This is a genomic window from Mesorhizobium sp. M7A.F.Ca.CA.001.10.2.1 (assembly GCF_003998575.1).
Taxonomy (GTDB): Bacteria; Pseudomonadota; Alphaproteobacteria; order Rhizobiales; family Rhizobiaceae; genus Mesorhizobium.
Genome location: NZ_RZQY01000410.1, coordinates 1 through 5,347, shown reverse-complemented (window position 1 = coordinate 5,347; position 5,347 = coordinate 1). Strand labels below are relative to the sequence as shown.

Sequence of the window (5,347 nt, the reverse complement as noted above, 5' to 3'; positions counted from 1 at the left end):
ACAGCTACACCGAGATACCCAAGGGAGAGGCGACAGGCCATCTCGAAGTCAGGCCGAATGCCATGGCGATCAAGATCAACCATGACGCCAGCGGAAAGGTGACCGGCGTTGTCTACGCCGACAAAGACGGCAAGCTGCAGGAGCAGAAGGCGCGCATCGTCGCGGTTGCCGGCAATTCGATCGAGAGCCCGCGGCTGCTGCTCAATTCGGCGTCGGGGAAATTCCCCGATGGGCTTGCCAACTCGTCGGGTCAGGTCGGCAAGAACTACATGCGTCACACCACCGGCTCGGTCTATGCCATCTTCGACAGACCGGTGCACATGTATCGCGGCACGACCATGGCCGGCATCATCCGCGACGAGGCGCGGCATGATCCATCGCGCGGTTTCGTTGGTGGCTACGAGTTCGAGACGCTGTCGCTCGGCCTGCCGTTCATGGCAGCGTTTCTTGATCCGGGCGCATGGGGGCGCTCGTTCACCACAGCACTCGATCACTACGACCACATGGCCGGCCTTTGGATCGTCGGTGAGGACATGCCGCGCGCGGAGAACCGCATCGCGCTGCATGCCGACGAGAAGGACGCGCACGGCATGCCGATCGCCGACGTGCATTTCGACGACCATCCGAACGACACCGCGATGCGTAACCACGCCTACAAGCAGGCTACGGCACTCTATGATGCGGTCGGCGCCACCCGCACCTTCCCGACGCCGCCCTATCCGTCGACCCACAATCTCGGCACCAACCGGATGAGCGAGAAAGCGGAAGACGGCGTCGTCAACAAGCACGGCCAGGCGCACGACATCAAGAACCTGTTCGTGTCCGATGGCAGCCAGTTCACCACCGGTGCCGCCGAAAACCCGACCCTGACGATCGTGTCGCTCGCGATCCGCCAGGCCGACTACATCGCGGCGCAGATGTCGGCCAAGACGATCTAGTCACATCCTCCCGACGGACTGCTGGCGCGGAACCCGCAAGGTTCCGCGCCTTTTTCTTGCCGCCTCACTGCTTGGTGCAGGTCGAGGCGGTGAAGGCGCCGTCGGGCTGCTTCATGATGATGTCGAAGGAGGGCACTGTTTCGCCGTCCAGCGTCGCCTGGGTCAGCGACAGTGAATTGCCGCCGGCGGTATATCCGCCCAGCGGCCCCAGCCACGAGATCACGCCGTTTGCGTCCATTTGGTAGTTGTAGCCCTGCCGCGCGGTGCCGAAGACGCCGAGGCTGGCGTAGACGGGGCCGCTGTAGACGTTCCCCTTGATGGTGATGTCGCCGAGGCTGAGGAACATGCCAAGCAGGTACACTTCGCAATGATAGGCGCCGTCAGGCATCTTGCCGTCGCTGAAATCGGCTCGCGCGGCCACGGTTGCTGCAGCCAGAAGCAGTATGCCGATGAAAATACGTGAAATACCTGAAACCATGACGTCGCTCGCTTGAAGAGCGAGCTTGCCCTATTTTTGCACCGCGCCGCAACATCGGTCGCCTGAGGCACGGGTGAGTTCAAAATCTAGGCAGATTTGGTAAATGATCGAAAAATAGGCAGAGGCTGCGCAAGCTGCGCAAAATTCCCTCAATCGATTTCTGGCCACCTCTCTTTGTTTTGTAAGCCCTATATTCCAAGGTGCTGATATCTATAATTTATTTGTGCCCTTTCGGGATTGCCAGAGCGGTTGGCATGGGGGTTGCTTTGTAGTGTTGCGGTGCAATCAACTAGCTTGGGAGTCTGTAATATGAGGGGTAATTTCTCGACAATAACAAAAATGTTTTCGGCTGGTGTGGTCGCCGCCGGCCTGTTGACGTCCGCTCCGGTCAAGGCCGCCGACGACACGATCAAGGTCGGCATTCTCCATTCGCTGTCGGGGACCATGGCGATTTCGGAGACGACGCTGAAGGACGCCATGCTGATGCTCATCGACGAGCAGAACGCCAAGGGTGGTCTGCTCGGCAAGAAGCTCGAGGCGGTCGTCGTCGATCCGGCTTCCAACTGGCCGCTGTTTGCCGAAAAAGCGCGCGAACTGATCTCCAAGGACAAGGTCGCGGCGGTGTTCGGCTGCTGGACCTCGGTGTCGCGTAAATCGGTGCTGCCGGTGTTCTCGGAACTCGACAATATCCTGTTCTACCCCGTCCAGTATGAGGGCGAGGAAAGCGAGCGCAACGTGTTCTACACCGGTGCGGCGCCGAACCAGCAGGCCATCCCGGCTGTCGACTATCTGATGAGCGAGGACGGTGGTTCGGTGAAGCGCTGGGTGCTGGAAGGCACCGACTACGTCTATCCGCGCACCACCAACAAGATCCTCGAGGCCTATCTGAAGGCCAAGGGCGTGGCGGCTGAAGACATCATGGTCAATTACACGCCGTTCGGCTTCTCCGACTGGCAGACCGAAGTTTCGGCGATCAAGAAGTTCGGTTCGGCCGGCAAGAAGACCGCCGTCGTCTCGACCGTCAACGGCGACGCCAACGTGCCGTTCTACAAGGAACTCGGCAACCAGGGCATCAAGGCCGAGGACATCCCGGTCATGGCCTTCTCGGTCGGCGAGGAAGAGCTAGCCGGTCTCGACACCGCGCCGCTGGTCGGCCATCTCGCCGCCTGGAACTATTTCGAGAGCGTCGACACGCCCGAGAACAAGAAGTTCATCGCCGACTGGCACAAGTTCATCAAGAACGACAAGCGCACCACCAACGATCCGATGGAAGCCCATTATATCGGCTTCAACATGTGGGTGAAGGCGGTCGAGAAGGCCGGCACCACCGATCCGGACAAGGTCATCGACGCCATGATCGGCGTGTCGGTGCCGAACCTGACCGGCGGCTATTCGACGATGATGCCGAACCACCACATCACCAAGCCGGTGCTGATCGGCGAAATCCAGGCCGACGGCCAGTTCGAAACCGTGTCGCGCACGCCGGGCCTGGTGATGGGTGACGAGTGGTCCGACTATCTGCCTGATTCCAAGGACCTGATCTCCGATTGGCGCGCGCCTCTGTCCTGCGGCAACTTCAATGTTGCCACCGGCAAGTGCGGCGGCAAGGGCACGAACTGATCCTCCCCGGGCTGGACCTTCAGGTCCATGCCCATGACCGCGCGCGTCCGGACGGCTTCCTCCGCCGTCCGGACGCCCACTTCAACCTTCAGGGGTTACCAGAGACCGATGATCTTGATCCGCACGGGTTTGATGCTGTTGTTCCTGCTGGCGACGCTGTCGTCCTCCGGCGCCGGCGAAGCCGATCTGCGCGGCATCATCGCCAAATTCGCCACGGCCAAGGGCTTTTCCGAGATCGGGGCCGTCGTCCACGAACTGGCGGCCGCCGGCGATCCGGCGGTAGAGCGGCCGCTTGCGGCACTTGCCGACGGCAACCTGTATGTCCGCAAGGCTGATTCCCTTGTGTTTGTCGGCAAGGAAGCGGGCGAAAGCGTCCAGCTTTCCGACCCGTTGAGCGGCGAGGCGTCGGGCGAGGCGGCCAAGGACGGCATCACCAAGATCAAGGTCAACAACACGCTGCGTCGCGTCATACGCGATGCGTTGGGCACGCTGACGCTCGGCGCCAAGGACCCGGCCGTGCGTGTTGCCGCCGCAGCCCCCATGTTCAAGACGCCCGACGCCGCAAACATCGGACCGCTCGACACGGCAATCGCCAGTGAGACCGTGGCCAGCGTCAAGGCGCTGCTCGAACAGGCTCGTGCCGCCTCCGTTCTGGTCTCCGACCGGCCTGAAGCCGACAAGCTCGCTGCAATTGCCCTGATCGGCGCGCGTGGCGACCGCGATGCGGTTTCCCTGCTCACCTCGGTCGAGGCGAATTCCACCGACGCGGTCAAGCAAGCGGCGACGACCGCAATCGCCAACATCAATTCGACGCTGGCCTTCTGGGATGCCGGGCAGAACATCTGGTACGGCATCTCGCTGGGCTCGGTGCTGCTGCTGGCGGCAATCGGCCTTGCCATCACCTTCGGCGTCATGGGCGTCATCAACATGGCGCATGGCGAGATGGTCATGCTCGGCGCCTACACGACCTTCGTCGTCCAGCAGGTGATCCGCACCTCCTTTCCCGGCCTGTTCGACTGGTCGCTGGTCATTGCGCTGCCGCTCGCCTTCCTCGTTGCGGCCCTGGTTGGCCTGATCATCGAGCGCGGCGTCATCCGTTTCCTCTATGGCCGGCCGCTTGAAACGCTGCTGGCGACATGGGGCGTCTCGCTGATCCTGCAACAGGCCGTGCGCTCGATCTTCGGGCCGACCAACCAGGAGGTCGGCAACCCATCCTGGATGTCGGGCTCGTTCAATCTCGGCCAGTTGGCGATCACCTGGAACCGGCTGTGGATCCTGGTTTTCGCGCTCGCTGTCTTCGGCATCCTGCTCTACGTGATGAAGCGCACGCCCTGGGGCCTGCAGATGCGCGCCGTCACCGCCAACCGGCGCATGGCCGCCTCGATGGGCATCAGGACGCCATGGGTAGACGCGCTGACCTTCGCGCTCGGCTCCGGCATTGCAGGCATTGCCGGCGTCGCGCTCAGCCAGATCGACAACGTCTCGCCCAATCTCGGTCGCGGCTACATCATCGACAGCTTCATGGTCGTCGTCTTCGGCGGCGTCGGCAATCTGTGGGGCACGCTGGTCGGCGCCTTCTCGCTCGGCATCGTCAACAAGTTCCTCGAGCCCTATGCGGGCGCGGTGCTCGGCAAGATCGTCGTGCTGGTGCTGATCATCCTGTTCATCCAGAAGCGCCCGCGCGGCCTATTCGCGCTCAAGGGCAGGGCGGTGGAAGCATGATCACGGGACGCTTCTTTGCCGCCGGCGCGGACCGCCGCATCGCCATCACGATCTTCATCCTGCTGGCGGTGGCCGTCCTTGTGCCGCTGCTCAACCTTGCGGTGTCTCCCACCAGCGCCTTCTACGTCCCTTCCTACATCGTCGCGCTCACCGGCAAATATCTCTGCTATGCGCTGCTCGCCTTGGCGCTTGACCTGGTCTGGGGCTATTGCGGCATCCTCTCGCTCGGTCACGGCGCCTTCTTCGCGCTCGGCGGCTATGCGATGGGCATGTATCTGATGCGGCAGATCGGTTCGCGCGGCGTTTACGGCAATCCCATCTTGCCCGACTTCATGGTGTTCCTGAACTACAAGGAATTGCCCTGGTTCTGGTACGGTTTCGACCATTTCTGGTTCGCCGGCCTCATGGTGCTCGCGGTGCCCGGCCTGCTCGCTTTCGTCTTTGGCTGGTTCGCCTTCCGCAGCCGCGTCACCGGCGTTTATCTCTCGATCATCACCCAGGCGATGACCTACGCGCTGCTGCTTGCCTTTTTTCGCAACGACATGGGGTTCGGCGGCAACAACGGCCTGACCGATTTCAAGGATATTCT

4 protein-coding genes and 1 pseudogene are annotated in these 5,347 nt (G+C 62.1%); 4 read left to right on the top strand and 1 reads right to left on the bottom strand.

The window, feature by feature from the left end; all coding sequences use genetic code 11:
• Positions 1-938: GMC oxidoreductase (locus EN964_RS23165; RefSeq protein ID WP_164775948.1), on the top strand; the 938-nt coding region annotated here is incomplete at its 5' end.
• A 64-nt stretch (positions 939-1,002) separates the two neighbouring features.
• Here the strand turns inward: EN964_RS23165 and EN964_RS23160 are convergent.
• A complete protein-coding gene (locus EN964_RS23160; RefSeq protein WP_127268965.1) occupies positions 1,003-1,416 on the bottom strand; it encodes a hypothetical protein in 414 nt (137 codons plus the stop codon).
• 309 nt (positions 1,417-1,725) lie between these two features.
• Between EN964_RS23160 and urtA the strand changes: the two genes are divergently transcribed.
• The 3 genes and pseudogenes from urtA to EN964_RS23145 form a co-directional block, all read left to right on the top strand.
• Positions 1,726-3,036 (top strand): urea ABC transporter substrate-binding protein, encoded by a 1,311-nt coding sequence (gene urtA / locus EN964_RS23155; protein WP_027036733.1) that lies wholly within the window; start codon positions 1,726-1,728, stop codon positions 3,034-3,036.
• 108 nt (positions 3,037-3,144) lie between these two features.
• Positions 3,145-4,758 (top strand): urea ABC transporter permease subunit UrtB, encoded by a 1,614-nt coding sequence (urtB, locus tag EN964_RS23150; protein ID WP_127276762.1) that lies wholly within the window; start codon positions 3,145-3,147, stop codon positions 4,756-4,758.
• Positions 4,755-5,347 (top strand): annotated as a pseudogene (locus EN964_RS23145) (urea ABC transporter permease subunit UrtC); the annotation flags it as partial. The gene urtB and the pseudogene EN964_RS23145, both read left to right, overlap by 4 nt.